At 63.6% G+C, this 18,176-nt stretch carries 15 protein-coding genes; 4 read left to right on the forward strand and 11 right to left on the reverse strand.

The features are described from left to right. Positions 1-166: 166 nt before the first annotated feature. On the reverse strand, positions 167-1,516 hold the full coding sequence (locus tag NKI73_RS30545; RefSeq protein WP_352635420.1) for a putative bifunctional diguanylate cyclase/phosphodiesterase: 1,350 nt from the start codon (positions 1,514-1,516) through the stop codon (positions 167-169). Between the two features lie 338 nt (positions 1,517-1,854). Between NKI73_RS30545 and gshB the strand changes: the two genes are divergently transcribed. The 3 genes from gshB to NKI73_RS30560 all read left to right on the forward strand — a co-directional run bounded on the left by gshB (position 1,855) and on the right by NKI73_RS30560 (position 5,374). Beyond that, entirely contained in the window at positions 1,855-2,796 is a 942-nt protein-coding gene (gene gshB, locus NKI73_RS30550; protein WP_352635422.1) for a glutathione synthase, read from the forward strand. 210 nt (positions 2,797-3,006) lie between these two features. After that, positions 3,007-3,597 (forward strand): NAD(P)H-dependent oxidoreductase, encoded by a 591-nt coding sequence (locus tag NKI73_RS30555; protein ID WP_352635424.1) that lies wholly within the window; start codon positions 3,007-3,009, stop codon positions 3,595-3,597. A 244-nt stretch (positions 3,598-3,841) separates the two neighbouring features. Further along, complete coding sequence (locus NKI73_RS30560; RefSeq protein ID WP_352635426.1) at positions 3,842-5,374, forward strand: YifB family Mg chelatase-like AAA ATPase; 1,533 nt, start codon at positions 3,842-3,844, stop codon at positions 5,372-5,374. Between the two features lie 205 nt (positions 5,375-5,579). Here the strand turns inward: NKI73_RS30560 and NKI73_RS30565 are convergent, their stop codons facing one another. From NKI73_RS30565 to NKI73_RS30585, 5 genes are all read right to left on the reverse strand, one after another. Next, positions 5,580-7,751: a malate synthase G gene (locus tag NKI73_RS30565; protein WP_352635428.1), complete on the reverse strand. Its 2,172-nt coding sequence runs from the start codon at positions 7,749-7,751 to the stop codon at positions 5,580-5,582. 150 nt (positions 7,752-7,901) lie between these two features. Continuing rightward, positions 7,902-9,944, reverse strand: coding sequence for a hydantoinase/oxoprolinase N-terminal domain-containing protein (locus NKI73_RS30570; protein WP_352635430.1), 2,043 nt, complete (start codon positions 9,942-9,944; stop codon positions 7,902-7,904). A gap of 301 nt (positions 9,945-10,245) precedes the next feature. After that, positions 10,246-10,872, reverse strand: coding sequence for a CDGSH iron-sulfur domain-containing protein (locus tag NKI73_RS30575; RefSeq protein WP_352635432.1), 627 nt, complete (start codon positions 10,870-10,872; stop codon positions 10,246-10,248). 108 nt (positions 10,873-10,980) lie between these two features. After that, on the reverse strand, positions 10,981-11,352 hold the full coding sequence (locus tag NKI73_RS30580; RefSeq protein ID WP_352635434.1) for a hypothetical protein: 372 nt from the start codon (positions 11,350-11,352) through the stop codon (positions 10,981-10,983). Positions 11,353-11,479: 127 nt separating this feature from the next. Next, entirely contained in the window at positions 11,480-11,836 is a 357-nt protein-coding gene (locus tag NKI73_RS30585) for a hypothetical protein (protein WP_352635436.1), read from the reverse strand. A gap of 168 nt (positions 11,837-12,004) precedes the next feature. Between NKI73_RS30585 and NKI73_RS30590 the strand changes: the two genes are divergently transcribed. Next, complete coding sequence (locus tag NKI73_RS30590; RefSeq protein ID WP_352635437.1) at positions 12,005-12,184, forward strand: hypothetical protein; 180 nt, start codon at positions 12,005-12,007, stop codon at positions 12,182-12,184. Between the two features lie 14 nt (positions 12,185-12,198). Here the strand turns inward: NKI73_RS30590 and NKI73_RS30595 are convergent, their stop codons facing one another. The 5 genes from NKI73_RS30595 to NKI73_RS30615 form a co-directional block, all read right to left on the reverse strand. Next, positions 12,199-12,507, reverse strand: coding sequence for a UBP-type zinc finger domain-containing protein (locus NKI73_RS30595; protein ID WP_352635438.1), 309 nt, complete (start codon positions 12,505-12,507; stop codon positions 12,199-12,201). Between the two features lie 203 nt (positions 12,508-12,710). Continuing rightward, positions 12,711-12,947, reverse strand: coding sequence for a helix-turn-helix domain-containing protein (locus tag NKI73_RS30600; RefSeq protein ID WP_352635440.1), 237 nt, complete (start codon positions 12,945-12,947; stop codon positions 12,711-12,713). A 135-nt stretch (positions 12,948-13,082) separates the two neighbouring features. Next, positions 13,083-14,420, reverse strand: a complete 1,338-nt coding sequence (locus tag NKI73_RS30605; protein WP_352635442.1) for an HlyD family type I secretion periplasmic adaptor subunit — start codon at positions 14,418-14,420, stop codon at positions 13,083-13,085. A gap of 19 nt (positions 14,421-14,439) precedes the next feature. Further along, positions 14,440-16,113: a type I secretion system permease/ATPase gene (locus tag NKI73_RS30610; protein WP_352635444.1), complete on the reverse strand. Its 1,674-nt coding sequence runs from the start codon at positions 16,111-16,113 to the stop codon at positions 14,440-14,442. 199 nt (positions 16,114-16,312) lie between these two features. Further along, a partial coding sequence (locus tag NKI73_RS30615; RefSeq protein ID WP_352635446.1) for a VCBS domain-containing protein occupies positions 16,313-18,176 on the reverse strand: 1,864 nt, incomplete at its 5' end.

Genomic DNA, 18,176 nt, shown 5'->3' on the forward strand with positions numbered 1-18,176 from the left:
TCCTGAAGGACGCGCGGCGCTGTAGCCAGACCGGCGCGCATCCTAGCCACGCAAGGCGCGCGGGCAAGGGCGAACCTTCGGATTTCTGGCCTTATGTCAGACAAAACGACAATGCGCCGCATCGGATTGCGCACATCGAGATTGGCGGCGACTTCGAGACAAGTGATCAGATTGCCTTGGCGCGCAGGGCCCCGCGGAAGGAATCGCGGAGGTAGCCGAGTGTGGCGGCGGCATCGGCCGGCTTGCCGAACAGATAGCCTTGCCCGCCGGCGCAGCCGAACTGGACCAGACGATCGGCCTGCGCTTCCTGCTCGATGCCCTCGGCGACCACATCCATGCCGAGCCCCTCGCACATGGCGAGAATGGCGCGGATGATGTGTTCGGACGGCCTATCATCGAGAATCGAGGAGACGAAGGCGCGGTCTATCTTGAGCTTGTCGAAATGGAATTCGCGCAAGCGGCCGAGCGAGGACTGGCCGGTGCCGAAATCGTCGAGCGAAACGCGGATGCCGACGCGGCGCAGGTCTTCGACGATCTGCGCGGCCGAGGCCGGGTCGTTCATCAGGCCAGTCTCGGTGATCTCGATCTCCAGCCGGCGCGGATCGAAGCCGGTACGATCGAGGATCGCCAGTATGTGCAGGCCGGTGTTCTGGTCGACGAGCTGCGAGGGTGACAGGTTGAACGACAGGAACAGGTCCTTCGGCCAGCTCCGGGCCGCCTCTGTCGCCTTGCGCAGCACCAACTGCGACAGCGGGCCAATGATGCCGCGCTCCTCGGCGATGGGAATGAAGACGGTTGGCGGCACCGACCCGAGATCGCGATCGGTCCACCGCGCCAGCGTCTCGAAGCCGACGGTGCGGCGCGTGTTGAGGTCGACGATGGGCTGGAAATGCGGCTCCACCTCGCCGGCCGAGACCGCCCGGCGCAGTGCCTGTTCGATGCGGGTGACGCGCTTGGCCGCCTCTTCCATCTCGCGGGTGTAGACGACGACGCGGCCACGGCCGGAACGCTTGGCGTGGTAGAGTGCCGTCTCTGCCTTGTTGATGAGGATCTCGGTGGTTTCGTCGCCCGAAGAAAACAGCGAGCAGCCGACCGAAGCCGAAAGCCTGGCAGTGCGTTCGCCGACATCGTAGGGCGCCGACAGTATCTCGATCAGCATGCGCGACTTTTCGGCCGCCGCTTCCTCGCTGAACACCATCGGATAGAGAAAGGCGAATTCGTCGGCGCCGATGCGGCAGACCGTGGAGTAGCCATCCATCGAGGCGCGCAGCCGCATCGCGACCTGGATCAAGATATCGTCACCGGCCTTGTGTCCGAACAGGTCGTTGATCGGCTTGAAGCCGTCGAGGTCGAGGATGCCGACGGTAAAGGGTGCGGGATCGTCGGCACGGTCGCTTATCAGGCGATCGACCTTGTCGAAGAACCGGCGATGGTTGCCAAGCCCGGTCAACGGATCTGTGAATGCCAGATCCGTGCTCTCCCTGTTTGCCTGACCGGTGCCAAACGAAGTTTGCATCGGTGTCCCTGTTTTGTGACGTCGGAATTTATTTCGAGACTGGCAGCAAACCCTTTAGGAAACGTATCGCGAAATAGATTTTTCACGGGTAAAGCGCATGACCTTCGGGAAGGTCGAGACGGGTGCGTCAAACCTTTGTTTTCACGCACATCTTCAGTCGTTTCCCGCCGTTGGATGAAGCGGCGCCTCGCCTTGTCTCCAGATGGCTGGCGAGATCGGGGGCCGGCCTGGCTTTGCGGCTTGCTTATGCCAATCTTCAAAAGGTCGCGATTGGCAGACGCATAGTGAGCCTGTACAGGCAAGACAGTCGCCCCATCCGAGTCCGCCGGAGACCCGCCATGAAGCTGAAAATCGCCGTCCAGATGGACCATATCTCCACCGTGTCGATCGTCGGCGACACCTCGTTCGCGCTGTCGCTGGAAGCGCAGCGGCGCGGCCATCAACTGTTCCATTACACGCCCGAGCGGCTGTCGCTGCTCGACGGCAAGGTGTTTGCCCGCATCGAGGAAATGCAGGTGCGCGACGAGAAGGGCAGCCACTATTCGCTGGGCGAGAAGGTGCGCACCGATTTGTCGGAGATGGACGTCGTCCTGCTGCGCCAGGATCCGCCCTTCGACATGAACTACATCACCACCACGCACATCCTCGAGCGCATCCATCCCGGGACGTTGGTGGTCAACGACCCGGCCTGGGTGCGCAACAGCCCGGAAAAGATCTTCGTCACCGAGTTTCCCGACCTGATGCCGGACACGCTGATCACCAAGGATCCGCTGGAAGTTGCCGCCTTCCGCAAGGAGTTCGGCGACATCATCATCAAGCCGCTGTACGGCAACGGCGGCGCCGGCATCTTCCATCTGCTGGAGGGCGACCGCAACCTTGCCTCGCTGCTCGAAATGTTCGGCCAGATGTTCCGTGAACCCTATATCGTGCAGCGCTATCTCAAGGACGTGCGCAAGGGCGACAAGCGCATCATCCTGATCGACGGCGAGCCGGTCGGCGCCATCAACCGGGTGCCGGCCGAACACGATTCCCGCTCCAACATGCATGTCGGCGGCCGCGCCGAAAAAACCGAGCTGACGGAACGCGAACGCGAGATCTGCGCCCGCATCGGGCCCTCGCTGAAAGAGCGCGGCTTCATCCTGGTCGGTATCGACGTGATCGGCGACTACATGACCGAGATCAACGTGACCTCGCCGACCGGCGTGCGCGAAGTCCAGCGCTTCGGCGGCGCCGACATCGCCAGCCTGTTCTGGGAAGCGGTCGAGGGGAAGCGGAAGTAAGCCGGTTTCATTTTGTCTTAACCATGTTCCGCTTTTGCAACCGGGAGCAACCTGACCGCGACCGGGGCGGTTGCATGTTCCTGCAGTGTTCTTGTTTTGACCAGGCGATTGGCAAAAGGCTTTTCCTTTCCCCGCCGCTGACCTGCTGTTCCTTGTTGGTTGCGTGACCGCTAATATGTGTGTGTAGTCCGAAGCCTGAAGGCCCACGCCATGAAAATTAATGTCGTCTACGCGCATCCATTAGCCGACAGCTACCAGGCATCGCTCCACAAACGGGTCGTTCAGACCCTCAAGGCCAGGGGTGACGAGGTCGTTGATTTCGATCTCCATCAAATGAAGTTCGATCCTGTGATGCATGCCGAAGAAAGACGCGGCCACTTCGATCCTGCTCAAGCACCCGGCGATTTGCAGATTTACATCGATGCGTTGAGATGGGCGGAAGCTTGCGTTTTCTGCTTTCCCACATGGTGGTCGGGCATGCCTGCAATCCTGAAGGGCTATTTCGATCGAGTTTGGCGACCAGGGGTGGCTTACGAATTGCCGGCAGACGGTGGCACGATCAAGCCGGCGCTATTGAACATCCGGCGGATCGGCGTTGTTACCACATGCGGCTCGCCATGGTGGTATACCGAACTCTACATGCAAAACCCGGGGAGGAAAGTTCTGCTGCGAGGCCTCAAGACTATGTGCGGCCGCAACGTGACGCACCTTTATCTGACGAAATATTCTGTCGAGAGCATTTCTTATGACAAAAGGGAAATGTTCGCCCGCAAGGCGGAGCGCCTGTTTGACAAATTCTAGCCATCCATGCCCGGGTATCTCATCCTTGATGCGAGCGAGCCTTTGACAAAGCGGGCGCTCGAGCTTCCGATCGAGCCCAACTTATGAACGTGCGTCCTTGCCGGCAGCATTCTTCACCGTTGTGAGGCGGCCATATGTTCTCGTAATGTTCTTGCCTAACTCTGAAATCTGTGGTTGTCTCCCTTGACTTCGCTCACACCCTGGTCGCCAGGGCATGGGCGAACACCTATCCGGGGGCATAAAAATGGTGGCGCGGGTTCGCACGGTCGCTTTCCAGGGCATCGAGGCCGTGCCGGTCGACGTGCAGGTGATGATCGCGCCCGGCAAGGTCAACATGCACATCGTCGGCCTGGCCGACAAGGCAGTGGCGGAAAGCCGCGAGCGGGTGCAGGCGGCGCTGCATGCGTCGGGCCTGTCGATGCCGTCGAAGAAGGTCACGGTCAATCTGGCACCCGCCGACCTGCCCAAGGAAGGCAGCCACTACGATCTGCCGATCGCGCTTGGCCTGATGGCGGCATTGGGCGCCATTCCGGGCGACATGCTGGCCGGCTATGTCGTGCTCGGCGAATTGTCGCTCGACGGCACGATCGCCGCGGTCGCCGGCGCCCTGCCGGCAGCGATCGGGGCCAATGCCGAAGGCAAGGGCCTGATCTGCCCGTTCGCCTGCGGGCCGGAAGCGGCCTGGGCCGGCAAGGATATCGACATTCTGGCGCCGCGCAGCCTGATCGCCATCGCCAATCATTTTCGCGGCACGCAGGTGCTGTCACGGCCGGAAGCCGGCATCCACGCCGCGGCGCGCGACCTGCCCGATCTCGCCGACATCAAGGGCCAGGAGACCGCCAAGCGGGCGCTGGAGGTTGCGGCGGCCGGTGGCCATAATCTGCTGATGATCGGGCCACCCGGCTCGGGCAAATCGATGCTGGCGCAGCGGCTGCCGTCGATCCTGCCGCCGCTGGCGCCGAAGGAATTGCTGGAGGTCTCGATGATCGCCTCGGTGGCGGGAGAGCTCGGCGAAGGCAAGCTGACCGACCGGCGGCCGTTCCGCGCGCCGCACCATTCGGCTTCGATGGCGGCGATGGTCGGCGGTGGCATACGCGCACGGCCGGGCGAAGTGTCGTTGGCCCATCATGGCGTGCTGTTTCTCGACGAGTTTCCCGAATTCACGCCGCAGACGCTCGATGCGCTGCGCCAGCCGCTGGAGACCGGCGACTGCATGATCGCGCGCGCCAACCATCGCGTCACCTATCCGGCGCGCATCCAGCTGGTGGCGGCGATGAACCCGTGTCGCTGCGGCATGGCCGGTGAGCCCGGCTATCGCTGCCTGCGCGGCGAGCGTTGCCGCACCGACTACCAGGCGCGTATCTCAGGTCCGCTGCTCGACCGCATCGATCTCAGGATCGAAGTGCCGGCGGTCTCGGCAAGCGATCTGATCCGGCCCGACCGGGCGGAGAAAAGTGCCGATGTGGCGCTGCGCGTGGCGCGCGCCCGCGCCATCCAGCGCGAGCGCTTCGAACGTCTCGGCGCCACCCGCGCCACCACCAACGCGCATTGCTCGCCCTCGGTCATCGAGGAGATCGCCATGCCCGACGCCGCCGGCCTGTCGCTGCTCAAGGACGCCAGCGAAAAGCTCGCCTTTTCGGCCCGCGCCTACCACCGGGTGCTGAAGGTCGCGAGAACACTGGCCGATCTCGACGCCAGCGAAACCGTCGGCCGCATCCATCTGGCCGAAGCGATTTCCTATCGCATGAGTTCGGAACGGATGGCGCAGGCGGCTTAGACCCCCTTGAGGGGAGGGTGGCCGCGGAGCAGTCGGGTGAGGTCGCCGAAGAATGCTCGGCCTTTGTTGAAACCGAGTGTGATCAAAAAGGGCGCAGGCATGCCCCTCGAGGGCATGTGGTCTGAAGGGCGTCGGCGCGCTTCACGCCCGACCCTTCACGGCCCTTCGGGCCATCCTCCCTCAAGGGGGAAGGGAACGCCGGCGCTTAGGCCTTTTCTTGCGCCTTCAGTTCCAGCCGCCGCGCGTGCAGCACCGGCTCGGTGTAGCCGTTGGGCTGGTTGCCGCCCTTGAACACCAGGTCGCAGGCCGCCTGGAAGGCGATCGAGTTGTCGAAGTCGGGCGCCATCGGGCGGTAGAGCGGATCGCCGACATTCTGCCGGTCGACGATGGTCGCCATGCGCTGCAAGGCATCCATCACCTGAATGCGCGAGCAGACGTCGTGGCGCAGCCAGTTTGCGATGTGCTGCGAGGAGATGCGCAGCGTGGCGCGGTCTTCCATCAGGCCGACATCGTTGATGTCTGGCACTTTCGAACAGCCGACGCCCTGGTCGATCCAGCGCACGACATAACCGAGAATGCCCTGGGCGTTGTTGTCGAGTTCCTTCTGGATATCCTCGGGCGACCAGTTCGGCCGCACCGCGACCGGCACCGATAGGATGTCGTCGAGCCTGGCCTTGGGCCGGTTCTTGAGTGCGGCCTGCACGGCATGGACATCGACCTTGTGGTAGTGCGTGGCATGCAGGGTCGCCGCCGTCGGCGACGGCACCCAGGCGGTGTTGGCGCCCGCCTTGGGGTGGGCGATCTTCTCGACCAGCATCGCGGCCATCAAATCCGGCATCGCCCACATGCCCTTGCCGATCTGGGCATGGCCGGCCAGGCCGCATTCCAGCCCCGTGTCGACATTCCAGGCCTCATAGGCGGAAATCCAGGCAGCCTGCTTCATGTCGCCCTTGCGGATCATCGGACCGGCTTCCATCGAGGTGTGGATCTCGTCGCCGGTTCGGTCGAGGAAGCCGGTGTTGATGAACACGACGCGCTCTCGTGCGGCGCGGATTGCCTCCTTGAGGTTGACGGTGGTGCGCCGCTCCTCGTCCATGATGCCCATCTTGATGGTGTTTCTGGCCATGCCGAGCAGGGCCTCGACACGGTCGAAAATCTCGACGGCGAAGGCGACTTCCTCCGGCCCGTGCATCTTGGGCTTCACGACATACATCGAGCCGGCGCGGGAATTCATCCGCCGCCCCTTAGGCCCGACATCGTGCAGCGCGATCAGCGCCGTCAGCGCCGCATCCAGGATGCCTTCCGGAACCTCGTTGCCGTCGCGGTCTGTTATCGCCGGGTTGGTCATCAGGTGGCCGACATTCCTGACCAGCATCAGCGAGCGGCCGGGCACGGTCAGCGTGCCGCCGGCGGGCGCGGTGTAGGCGCGGTCGGGATTGAGCCTGCGGACAAAACTCTTGCCGCCCTTGGTGATCTCTTCCGCCAGATCACCCTTCATCAGGCCGAGCCAGTTGCGGTAGACGACAACCTTGTCCTGAGCATCCACCGCCGCGACCGAATCCTCGCAGTCCTGGATGGTGGTCAGCGCCGATTCCAGGATGACATCGGCGATCCCCGCCGGATCGGTGCGGCCGATCTGGTTGTTGCGGTCGATCACGATCTCGATGTGCAGGCCGTTCCTGACCAGCAGCACGGCATCGGGATTGGCGGCATCGCCGCGATAGCCGGCGAACTGTTTCGGGTTGGCCAGCGTGGTCGAGCCGGCACCGGCGCTCAGCCGCAATGCACCTTGCGCCAGCGACAGGCCGTTGACCCCGGCCCATTTGCCAGAGGTGAGCGGGGCAGCCTCATCGAGAAAGCTCTTCGTCCAGACGACGACCTTGGCGCCGCGCGCGGGGTTGAATCCCTTGCCCTTCTCGGCGCCGTCGGTTTCGGGAATGGCGTCGGTGCCGTAGAGCGCGTCGTAGAGCGAACCCCAGCGTGCATTGGCGGCGTTCAGCGCATAGCGCGCATTCATCACCGGCACCACCAGCTGCGGGCCGGCGACGACAGCAATTTCGGGATCGACATTGTCGGTCGACACGCTGAAGGCCGGCCCTTCCGGAACGAGATAGCCGATCTCTTTCAGAAAGCCCTTGTAGGCCTCCATGTCGACGGGTGCGCCATTCTCGCGATACCACCCGTCGAGCTTCTCCTGCATGGCGTCGCGTTTTGCCAGCAGCGCCCGGTTCTTCGGTGCCAAATCATGGACGATGGCTGAAAAGCCGTTCCAGAACGCGTCCGCGTCGACGCCCGTGCCCGGCAGCGCTTCCTTGGCCACGAACTCGTGAAGCTCTCGGGCAATCCGCAATCCGGCGATCTCGATGCGATCGGTCATCAGGCTACTCCAGATGAAAGGCTTTGCGGGCCTTTGGCATGTCAGGTTTGCCGGGTCAATTCAGCTTAGGGTGAAGGTGGCGTATTTAGCGGCCGGTGACGCTGCCAATCTCCCCCCTCGTGGGGGAGATTGGCAGCGTCACCGCCGCGCTCACACCGCAATCCTTGGCCGCCCTGACGCCACCGCCATCACATGCGCCTCGATGAACATGCGCTGGGCTTCGACGGTCGAGACGCGAAATTCGGTCAAAACGTCGATCTCGGCGCTGTCGGTGCCGGCCTCTTTCGCGCGCTCCGCGACAATGGCACGGACATCAGCTTCGGCCGCTGCGATCGCCGCCGCCTCGTCGAGGAAGTCGCGTACGGTTTCGCCCGAGGCAAGGCGAAACAGCCCTTCCTTGGGCTGGCTGACCCGCGCCTCGGCCGATACCCTGACCTGGCCGACGACGGCGCCGAGCGCGTTGGCGACATCGGTATCCTCCGGCACCACGCAATCATTGCCGATCAATGGCGGCAGGCCGGCATAGTGCAGCGGCGCCGAGGCGCCGAGGCCGATGACCGGCCGATCGAGCGCAACGGTTAGGCGAGCGATGCCGGGATGCGCATCGACGGCGCGCTGCACCAGAGCGTGCGCCACCGTCGACGCGCCGTCGAGGCCGTCCTCGGCAAAGGCGGTTTCGAGGATATATTCGGCCGACCAGCGCGTCAGCGTCACCAGCACGCGCTCCGAGATCGCTTCCGGCGACGCGGCGATGAACTGGCCACGGCCGTCGCGCTTGCGCGCGAACAGTTCGGCGCCGAGGCGGGCAGCATTCGGATCCCAGTTCGCCTGCTTGCCCAGCACATGGGCGGCGTCCGACGGCGTGAAGCCGGCGACGTGCACCAGCCCGCGCGATACCAGCCGGTTGAGCGTTGCGTTCTGCGCGTTCGAGGTCAAAAGCCTGTCAATGGCGAGCGGCACGGCACCGATCATCTCGTAGAGCCGAGCTTCGGCGCCGGTGAGACCGGCGGCGAGCCGGTCCGGCACGCCGGTGCGGACCGCGAAGCGGCCGTCCATGCGACCGGGATTGGGTGCGCGCAGCTGGCGCTCCAACTCGGACGTGACCGCCACGCCATGCGCCATGCCTGCCAGCGCCAGCGGCACCAGGCGGCGCGGTCCGAGCAGGATTTTCGGGTTGAGCGCGCCTTCCTCCAGCGTCACTTCGGAATCGCCGCCGAGGCCGAAGGTGCGCATGGCAACAGCCTCGACCATGGTGCGGAAGCCGCCGACAGTAGCACCTTCCGGATCGAGTCGTGGCCGGCCGCCATCGAGCACGGCGACGTCGGTGGTAGTGCCACCAATGTCAGACACCATGGCGTCGTCGAGCCCGGTCATGTGGCGGGCGCCGACCAGGCTGGCGGCCGGACCGGACAGGATGGTCTCGATCGGCCGCTGGCGGGCAAACGCCGCCGAAACCAGCGCGCCATCGCCGCGCACCACCATCAGGGGTGCCGCAATGTTGCGCTGCTCGAGAAAACCTTCGGTCGCCGCCACCAGCCGGTCGATCATCGAGATCAGCCTGGCGTTGAGCAGCGTCGTCAGCGCCCGGCGCGGGCCGCCGAGCTTGGCCGACAGTTCGTGGCTTGATGTGACCGGCAGGCCAGTCTTTTCGCGGATCAGCTCGCGCGCGGTGATCTCGTGCGCCGGATTGCGGGTGGCGAAATAGGCGCAGACGGCAAAGCCGGACACCGAGGCACCGAGTTCCGGCAAAGCCGCTTCCAGTCCGGACAGGTCGAGCTTGGCGGCATTGCCGTGCACATCGTGGCCGCCCGGACAAAAAACCACCGGATCGGTGCCGAGGGCGGCCTTCAGCCCGTCGCGAGCGAGGTCGCCCTCGGAAAAGCCGATCATCACCAGCGCGACGCGGCCGCCCTGGCCCTCAACCAGCGCGTTGGTGGCAAGCGTCGTCGACATCGAAACCAGTTTGATGGCGGCGGGATCGGTGCCGGCCTTCTGCAGCACCGCGTCGACTGCGCCGGAAATACCGACGGCCAGATCATGCCTGGTGGTCAGCGCCTTGGCCTTGGCCAGCACCTTACCCTTGTTCGGCCCCTCTTGCTTGCCTTCCGTCTCGGACCACAGCACGGCATCGGTATAGGTGCCACCGGTATCGATCCCGAGGAACAGCGGCTTTGGCTTGGTCTTGGCGGTCATTTCTGATGGTGGTCCAGGTGAGGAGAGATTTGCTCCCTGCCCCTTAGCCGATACGGGCCGGTCGATAAAGCCGCGAGCGCTGGGCCAAGGGAGGAGTTCGATCTCCCCCCTCGTGGGGGAGATGGCCGGCAGGCCAGAGGGGGGCGCTGTCCCGCTGGCGTTTCATTTGATGGCAATTGTTCCCTTTGGTCTTCAGTCGGGTGGTCGCAAAATGCAGCAGGGTAGCACCCTACGGCGCCCCCCTCTGCCCTGCCGGGCATCTCCCCCACAGGTGGGGAGATTGGCAGCTTCCGCCGCTCAGCTACCCGACAAACCCGACCTTCTTGTGCGTGCCATCGCAAAACGGCTTGTTGGCGGAATGGCCGCAGCGGCAGAGGAAGGTGCGTTGCGTGCGGTCGACCGTGTGGCCGGTGCCGGTGACGATCTCGACATTGCCTTCGAGCTTGAGCGGGCCGTTGGTGGTCGGCGTCACCGTCAGCGGGCCATTCCTCGCCTCCAGCGCCGGCGTGTCCTTCAGCGGCGGCTCGCCGGTGGCGGCAAAACCTGATTTGGTGTGGCTGCCGTCGCAGAACGGCTTGTTTTCGGACGCGCCGCAGCGGCACAGCGTGGCCCGGTAAATCGTTTCGCCGTCGAGCACGATCTCGGCATGCACCGCCAGCGGGCCGTTTTCCCGAAGCCGTACTGTGTTGACCACCGGCGGCTGCTCCTGCGGCCCGCCATCCTTCCTGATGTAGGTGATGGCGCCGGAGGGGCAGCTTTCGGCGATGGCGACGATCTTTTCGACGCTTGCCGCCTCGGGATGAATCCACTGGCCCGGCGCGTTGGGCACGAAGACATGTGGATCGCCCAGCACGCAGTTGCGCGAATGAATGCAGCGCTTGCCGGAGAACCCGATGTCGATCTTGTCGCTTTCGACCGTACCGGCCATAGCTGGACTCCTGTTGCCTGAAGCACGCCGGGTCAACAGACGCGACGTGCTCTGGGTATTTGCGCAGGCTATGACTCCTGTGGGAAAAGCGTCAAGCTGGCAAACCGGTCAGGGAACCAGATTGATCTCCTCGGTCTCGCCGCCGCTGCAGGTGTAGCAGCAATCCTCGCATTTTTCCTTGTTGCCGGGGCCGACGCCCCAATAGGTGCCCTCGTCGCCGTCGACCCAGGCGCCGTAGCAGATCGATTCGCCGGCGTTGCACGATATCGGCAGCTGCTTGGTCTCGCCATCGTCGAGATAGTAGTCCTTGTCTTCACCCGGCCAGACATAGTCGCGGTCCTGGCTGTAGAGTTCGACGCGCATGGCGTTGGGATGGCCGTTCTTGATGGCAAAGGTGACATCGTCGGCATGTGCCGCCGGCGCGACCAGCATGACGAGAGAAAGCGCGGCCAGCGTGCGGCGCGCATAGGCGTAAAACATGGTAACCCCCTGAAGTAGCGGCCCATCCGGCCGCGGGGCGACCATTGCATGCTGCATTGAATCGCGGAAGTGGCCGGGGTGAGCCGATCCCTGACTTAATTTGGGTCCAACGCCCCTTTCCCCTAAACTAGGGCACCAGATCGATCATCTCGGTCGAGTGTTCCACGCAAATGAAGCAGCAGTTGTCGCAGGGCTGGTCATTGTCCGGCCCGACGCCGGCCGAGATGCTGTCGTTGCCATCGACCCAGGCGCCGTAGCAGATGTGTTCACCCTGATTGCACGACAGCGGCACGGATTTCTGCGAGCCGGGGTCGATCAGGAATACCTTGTCGTTGCCCGGCCAGACCGTCTCGCGGTCGCGGCTGAACAGCTCGACCGCAACCGCTTGCCTGCGCAGGTTCTTGACGAAGAAGGCCATCTCGGCAGCCTGCGCCGATGTGGTGAAGAGCAAGGCCGCAAGTACTGCCATGCGAAACAGCGTCACGGTCTCTATCTCCCGAATCATCCCGGCAGAATCGCATGCCTGCTCCGAACTAGGAAGACGTGGATCGCTTGAGAATTTCGCCTCAATTCCGCCCATTAACAAAGTCGTATGGAGTTGCTTAACCGTTCGCGGCTATGTCCCCTCAGGGGGGCTGACTAAGTGAGTATGATGAGCAACAGCCCCGACAAGCGCAACGAATGGCGCGCCATCTTCTACGTGCAAGCCCGCGTTGCCATCGTGTTTGTCCCGGTGGTCGCCAGCCTGCTGATCATAGCGGCACTCGCCGGCAACGAACGCAAATCCGTTCCCAGCACGATCGACCCGACCGTCACCGGCTCCGTGCGATAAGCGGCACCGAGCGCTTAAACAAAGCGCGGGATCGGGCCGTTCTGCGGGGTCACCTCGTCGCCGAGGTCGACGAACACCTCGTCTACATAGCACCATGCCCAACCTTCCGGTGGATCGTAGCCTTCGATGATCGGATGCTTGGTGGCGTGAAAATGCTTGGTGGCGTGGCGGTTGGGCGATTCGTCGCAGCAGCCGACATGGCCGCAGGTGCGGCAGAGCCGCAGATGCACCCATTCCGAGCCGCTCTTCAGGCATTCCTCGCAGCCGAGCGCGCTCGGCGTCACCTTCCTGATGTGCCGCGTATGTCTGCATTCATCCATCATGGTCTCCCTGCAGTTTGAGGTGCGTCGGCGTTGCCGCGCGCGAGATATGCATGCAATGCCGCGACCACCTGGGCGCCTTCGCCGCCGGCCGCCGCGACGCGTTTGAGCCGACGGCTCAGGTCGGCCAGGCCAGCACTGGCTGAAAACAGGATGTTAACAACGGCGGTCTCTGCCGGAGCCACCAACGGCAAAAAACGGAAGTATCATTCCCCCCGGCTTTGAGTGGGCGAAAGTCCGAAGGTGCGCCGGAAGGCGCGGTTGAAGTAGGAAATATCGTTGAAGCCGGCGGCCAGCGCGATTTCCGAAATCTTCAATTTATCGAACTGCGGAGAGGTCAGCATGTCGAAGGCCTTCCGCAGCCTGAGCGAGGTGACGCGCTGTTCCAGCGTTTGCCCGCTTTCGGACATGGCCGACATGTACGGATTGGGCAGCGTCGCCACCAGGGCTCAGATCTGTATCGGTTTGTCTTAGGCGGAATGCCGGCGAAAAGTTCCCAGAAGTTTCTCCCTCGGCTTTATCTTTTGCAGGCCTGACCATCAGTCGAAACAGAATCGCGGGGAGACTTGCGAACTCCGTCATTTCTGGCGAAAGGCGGAGTGGAACGACACAACCAACGGGCCCAGTATGTAGTCGAGTGCGGTACGTTCCTCGGTTACGATCATGACTGATGCCGGCATGCCTGGATAGAGCGCAATCTGTGGGGCCGCTGCCAATTCCACTGGGTCGACCGCTACGTCGGCGAGATAGTAGGGAAACCCTGTCTTGCTATCGGTAATCCGATCTGCCGAAATGCGGCTGACGCGGCCATGAATTATGGGAATCGAGCGCTGCTTGTAGGATGTGAAACGAACTTCGGCTGCCATGTCGGGCCGCAGGTTCGATATGTCCTCGACGCGAACCTGCGCCTGGACGATCAGCGAATTCTCAGTCGGCACGATGTCGAGGATCGTCTGGCCCGGCGAAACGATCGCTCCGATCGAGAAGACGCTGAGATCCATTACCTGGCCGTCATAGGGCGCGCGCACTTCGGCTCGGTCCATGGCAGCCTGGGCGGCAAACATCTTTGGCACAAGGTCGGAAAGGCTCGATTGCGTATCGATCAACATGGCCGACAGCTTGGCTCGGCGCTCATTGGTCAGTTGCGCGATCTGGCTATCGAGCTCGGCCTTGCTCTGTTGGCTGCCGGCGATTGCGCCGAGGTTCTCGTCGATCAGGCCCTGCAGATCCGAGGCAGATCTTTCCAGCTCCAGAATGCGCGGGCGGGTCGTCAATCCCGCCTTGAGCAGCTTTGACAGGCTGGCCTTCTCGTCGATCGTCGATCGCAGTTGGGCCTGGTAGGATTCGACCCGAGACTGTTTGCCCTGGATCTGCTCCTCGAGTTCGGCAATTCGCCGCTCGAGGATTTGTCTGGCGCCGGCCATCGAGGCGCGCTGGCTTTCCAGGTCGGCGATCTGGTTTGCCATCGCGTCCCTAAGGTAGGTCTCGTGCTCCTTGAGGATGTCCTTCGGGAAGGCAACAGCCTCGCTGCCGTCCAGTTCGGCCCGGATCCTGGCATCGGTTGCTCGCAGCAGCGCGTATTGCTGGGCATAGAGATTGAACTCGGACCGAATCCTGGTGTCGTCCAGCTTCAGCATGATGTCGCCCTTCCTGACGACGTCGCCATCCTTGACGTGAATCTCCTTCACCGTTCCGCCGTCGAAGTGCTGGACGCTCTTGCGATTGCCTTCCACCTTGACGACAGCGTCGGCGAGCACCGCGCCGTTAAGCGGGGCAAAGGCTGCCCAGCCGCCTAAGACGCCGAAGAAGGCAACGATGATCAGCAGGCCGATATAGGCTGGCACCCGGATCGAATCCGGTGCGAGGATGCCAGCCTCGCCGGGCAGGCTCCGGTAGGTAAGGGCGCCCTCGCTCATCGATCTCTCCGGCCACAGCTCATTGGGTTGCCACCGCCATTGGCGCCGCGCGCTGGTTGAGCAGCGCGACGATCTCGTTTCTCATGCCGAAGGCCTCGACCGCGCCATCGCGCAGCAGAAGGATCTTGTCGACATTCGCCAGGGTCGAGGGCCGGTGCGAGACGATGATCACCGTGCTGCCACGGCGCTTGAGCTCGATCGCGCAGTCGGTCAGCGCGCGGTCGCCATCGGCGTCGAGATTGGAGCTCGGCTCGTCGAGAATGATCAGTTTCGGCGTTCCGAACACCGCCCGGGCAAGAGCGATCCGTTGCCGATATCCTCCCGACAGCACGGCGCCGCCTTCGCCGATCTGGGTCTCATAGCCCTGCGGCAGGCGGATGATCATCTCGTGTACGCCGGCGAGCCGCGCGGCCTCGATCACCTCCTGGTCGACATTGGTCTTGAAGCGCCCGATATTGGCGGCGACCGTATCGGAGAACAGTTCGATATCCTGCGGCAGGTAGCCGATGTGGTCGCCTAGCGCGTCGTGCCCCCATTGCGACAGGTCGGCACCATCCAGCCTGACGGTGCCGCGACTGGGCTGCATGACCCCGGCGAGGTTGCGTGCCAGCGTCGACTTGCCGGCGCCGGAAGGGCCGACGATTCCGAGCGCCTCGCCTGCTTCCAGTCGAAACGATACGTCCCGCAGAAGCACCTTTTGCTGGCTGGCAATTGCATAACTGATCTGCTCGACGGAGATCTTGCCGCTGGGCTTGGGCAGGTTGAACGATCTCTCGTTCCGCGCGCCCCCGTCGACCAGCTTCTCGACCCTTGCCAACGCCGCCCGCGCCAGGATCAGGCTGCGCCAGAGGCCGACGATCTGCTCGACAGGCTGCAATCCCCTGCCCAGCAGGAGACTCGCGGCGAACATGGTGCCGCCGGTGATCTGCCGTTCGATGACCAAATAGGCGCCGAGGCCGAGGATCAGCGACTGCATGGTGAGCCGCAGGAACCGGATAAGGCCCGACATCAAGGCGGCACGGTCGCTCGCCTCCGCCTGACACCGCAGCGCCAAATTGCGGTCGCGCCCCCAGCGGCGGATGAGCCCGTCAATCATGCCCATGGCGCGAACGACTTCCGCGTTTCGGAGGCTCATCTCCGTAAAATTATAGTTGGTCGTCGCCAGGTCGTTGGCCTGCTTCAGCGGCGAGCGTACGAGATACTCGTTGAGTACGGCCATGGCTATCAGGAGCAGCGAGCAACCCAGTGCGAAGAAGCCGAGCCATGGATGCAGCAGGAAGATGATGCCGATGTAGATTGGCGACCATGGCAGGTCGAAAAGAGCATGGACTCCGCTGCCGGTGATAACCTGCCGGAACGTGTCGAAGTCGCGGATAGGCTGGCTTTGCGAGGAACCGGGCGATGGGGTTTCGACCGACGCGGCAAGGATTTTCGCCGAGAGCAACCGGTCGAGCCGCGCGCTGGCGCGCGTCAGGATGGCGGCGCGCACCAGGTCGAGGCCTGCCAGCGACAGGAAGGCCGCCAGCAACACCAGGGTCAGCATCACCAGCGTGGTTTCGCTGCCGCTGGTGACGACCCGGTCGTAGATCTGCAGCATGTAAAGCGGGGAGGCGAGGTACAGCAGGTTGATCGCCAGGCTGAACGCCGCCGCAACCAGGAAATAGCGGCGGCATGCCCGAAGCGCATCCTTCACAATTTGGGATTTATTGCTACTCAAAAACCCAGCGGACAACCGCCCCCCTGTCCACGCCCGGAACCGATACTACTCCTGATCGTCCAACCGGCCACGTGGTCCCTTCCTATTCCTGCCGTAAACCTTAATTCGTAAGCTGAATCCTCGGCTGGCGGGAAAAGAGGCGGGCCCACGCCTGTCCGCAGGCCCACCTCCTGGTTCACAGAATGAAATCGCTCGCCGTCAGTCCAAGCCCGGTGCCGGTCAGCGTGATCTGGAAGTCGGCGGTTGTGTTGCCGTTGATGTCGACATGCACGATGGTATTGCCGCCGCTTTCCGACCAGGTGATGCTATTGGCCACGGTGTTCGCATTGGACCCGCCGAACAGGAAGGCCTGATCGCCGCCGCTGACCGTATTGGCGTCGATCGAAGACAGGTCGATCTTGTCGACGTTGTGCACGAAGTCGGTGATGGTATCGAAATTGCCCACGCCTGGCGCGGAATCCGTGACGGTTGGTCCATAGTAGAATGTGTCGGATCCGGTACCACCGGTGAGGGTATCGGCGCCGACGCCGCCGACAAGCGTGTCGTTGCCGTCGCCACCGTTCAGCGTGTCGTTGCCAGCCTGGCCGAACAGCGTGTCGTTGCCGGCCAGCCCGAAGATCTGGTCCGCCCCGCCATTGCCGTAGATGATGTCGTCGCCGTTGTTGTTGCTGGGGTCGTTGAAGGTTTCTCCCGCGCCGGCGCCGTTGCTGCCCGTTATGACGTGGAACGTCTCGCTGTACTGGTAAGCGGGCCCGGCTGGGTCGCCGACCTGGGTGGCCTGCACGGTCACGGAGAAAGTTTTACTCGGCGAGAGATCTCCCGAGCTCAGCGTGCTGCCGGTGATCGAAAACAGCCCCGAGTCCGATTGCGAGGTGATGCTGTAGACGAAACTGCCGGGGTCCGGGTCGGTCGCGGTCAGCGTTCCCGCGAATTGGAACGAGCCGAAACTGACATTGTCCGTCGTGGTGCTCGGCGTGAGCTGGATGTCCGTCGGCGCAAAGCGTGGCGCCGCATCGTCAGCGCCGTTGATGGCAATCGACACCAGCTTTGCAGTGCCGTCCTCGGAGAAGACGGTAAAGCTATCACTCAACGGCTGGCCGTCATTGAGCGCGTTGACCGTCGGGTTCGAATTGTCGAGCGCGTAGGTCCAGACGCCCGCGGCTGACACGGTGTAGGTTCCGTAACCGAACGCGCTGGCTGTCGCGGAATTGATGGCCTGGAACGAATCCGTGGTGTTGTCGACGTCGGTTGACAGAAGGTCGCCGGTCGCGGTCGGCGTGCCACCGCCGTTGGACGTACCTGCTTCGACGACGGTTCCGGCCGCCGTCCCCATGATCACCGCCGCGTCGTTGGCGCCGTTGATGGTGATGACGATGTTCTGCTGGGTGCCGTCGGCGGTCTGCACGGTGATGGTGTCGGTCAGCCCGGGATCGCCGGTGTTGAGCGCCTGGACGGCGGCGTCGTTCTCGTTGAGCGCGTAGCTCCAGTGGCCGGCGGCATTGATGGTCAGCGTGCCGTGGGCGCCGTCGGTCACCACCGAGAAGTCGGTGGCGCTGTCGACATCGACGGCGGCGAGATCGCCGGTCACCGGCGAGGTGCCGGGCGTGCCGTTGGCGACGCCCGAGGCCTCGGTCACCGACTGGCTGATGTCGCCGGTGATCACCGCCGCGTCGTTGGTGCCCAGGATGCTGACGGTGATCACCTGCGTGGTGCCGTCGGCGGTCGCCACCGTGATGCTGTCGGTGTAGGTCGTGCCGCCCACGAATTCGTCGTGGGCGTCGTTCATGGTGTAGGTCCACACCCCGGCCGCGTCGATCGAGAACGTGCCGTAGCCGTTGTTGCCGGCCGCGCCGCTCTGCATCACGAAGGCGTTCGAGCTGTCCACGTCGGTGGCGCTCAAGGTGCCGCCGGTGTTCTGCGCCGCATTGGTCTCGGTCAGGTTCGCCGTCGACGTGCCGGTGATCACCGCCGCGTCGTTGGTGCCCAGGATGCTGACGGTGATCACCTGCGTGGTGCCGTCGGCGGTCGCCACCGTGATG

Source organism: Mesorhizobium sp. M0496, from assembly GCF_040321205.1.
Lineage (GTDB): Bacteria > Pseudomonadota > Alphaproteobacteria > Rhizobiales > Rhizobiaceae > Mesorhizobium.

Coding starts and splice junctions, on each gene's coding strand:
- NKI73_RS30595 (WP_352635438.1), bottom strand. CDS start 12,507: ATGATGGATGAATGCAGACATACGCGGCACATCAGGAAGGTGACGCCG.
- gshB (WP_352635422.1), top strand. CDS start 1,855: ATGAAGCTGAAAATCGCCGTCCAGATGGACCATATCTCCACCGTGTCG.
- NKI73_RS30575 (WP_352635432.1), bottom strand. CDS start 10,872: ATGGCCGGTACGGTCGAAAGCGACAAGATCGACATCGGGTTCTCCGGC.
- NKI73_RS30570 (WP_352635430.1), bottom strand. CDS start 9,944: ATGACCGCCAAGACCAAGCCAAAGCCGCTGTTCCTCGGGATCGATACC.
- NKI73_RS30590 (WP_352635437.1), top strand. CDS start 12,005: ATGAGCAACAGCCCCGACAAGCGCAACGAATGGCGCGCCATCTTCTAC.
- NKI73_RS30565 (WP_352635428.1), bottom strand. CDS start 7,751: ATGACCGATCGCATCGAGATCGCCGGATTGCGGATTGCCCGAGAGCTT.
- NKI73_RS30605 (WP_352635442.1), bottom strand. CDS start 14,420: ATGAGCGAGGGCGCCCTTACCTACCGGAGCCTGCCCGGCGAGGCTGGC.
- NKI73_RS30555 (WP_352635424.1), top strand. CDS start 3,007: ATGAAAATTAATGTCGTCTACGCGCATCCATTAGCCGACAGCTACCAG.
- NKI73_RS30545 (WP_352635420.1), bottom strand. CDS start 1,516: ATGCAAACTTCGTTTGGCACCGGTCAGGCAAACAGGGAGAGCACGGAT.
- NKI73_RS30560 (WP_352635426.1), top strand. CDS start 3,842: ATGGTGGCGCGGGTTCGCACGGTCGCTTTCCAGGGCATCGAGGCCGTG.
- NKI73_RS30580 (WP_352635434.1), bottom strand. CDS start 11,352: ATGTTTTACGCCTATGCGCGCCGCACGCTGGCCGCGCTTTCTCTCGTC.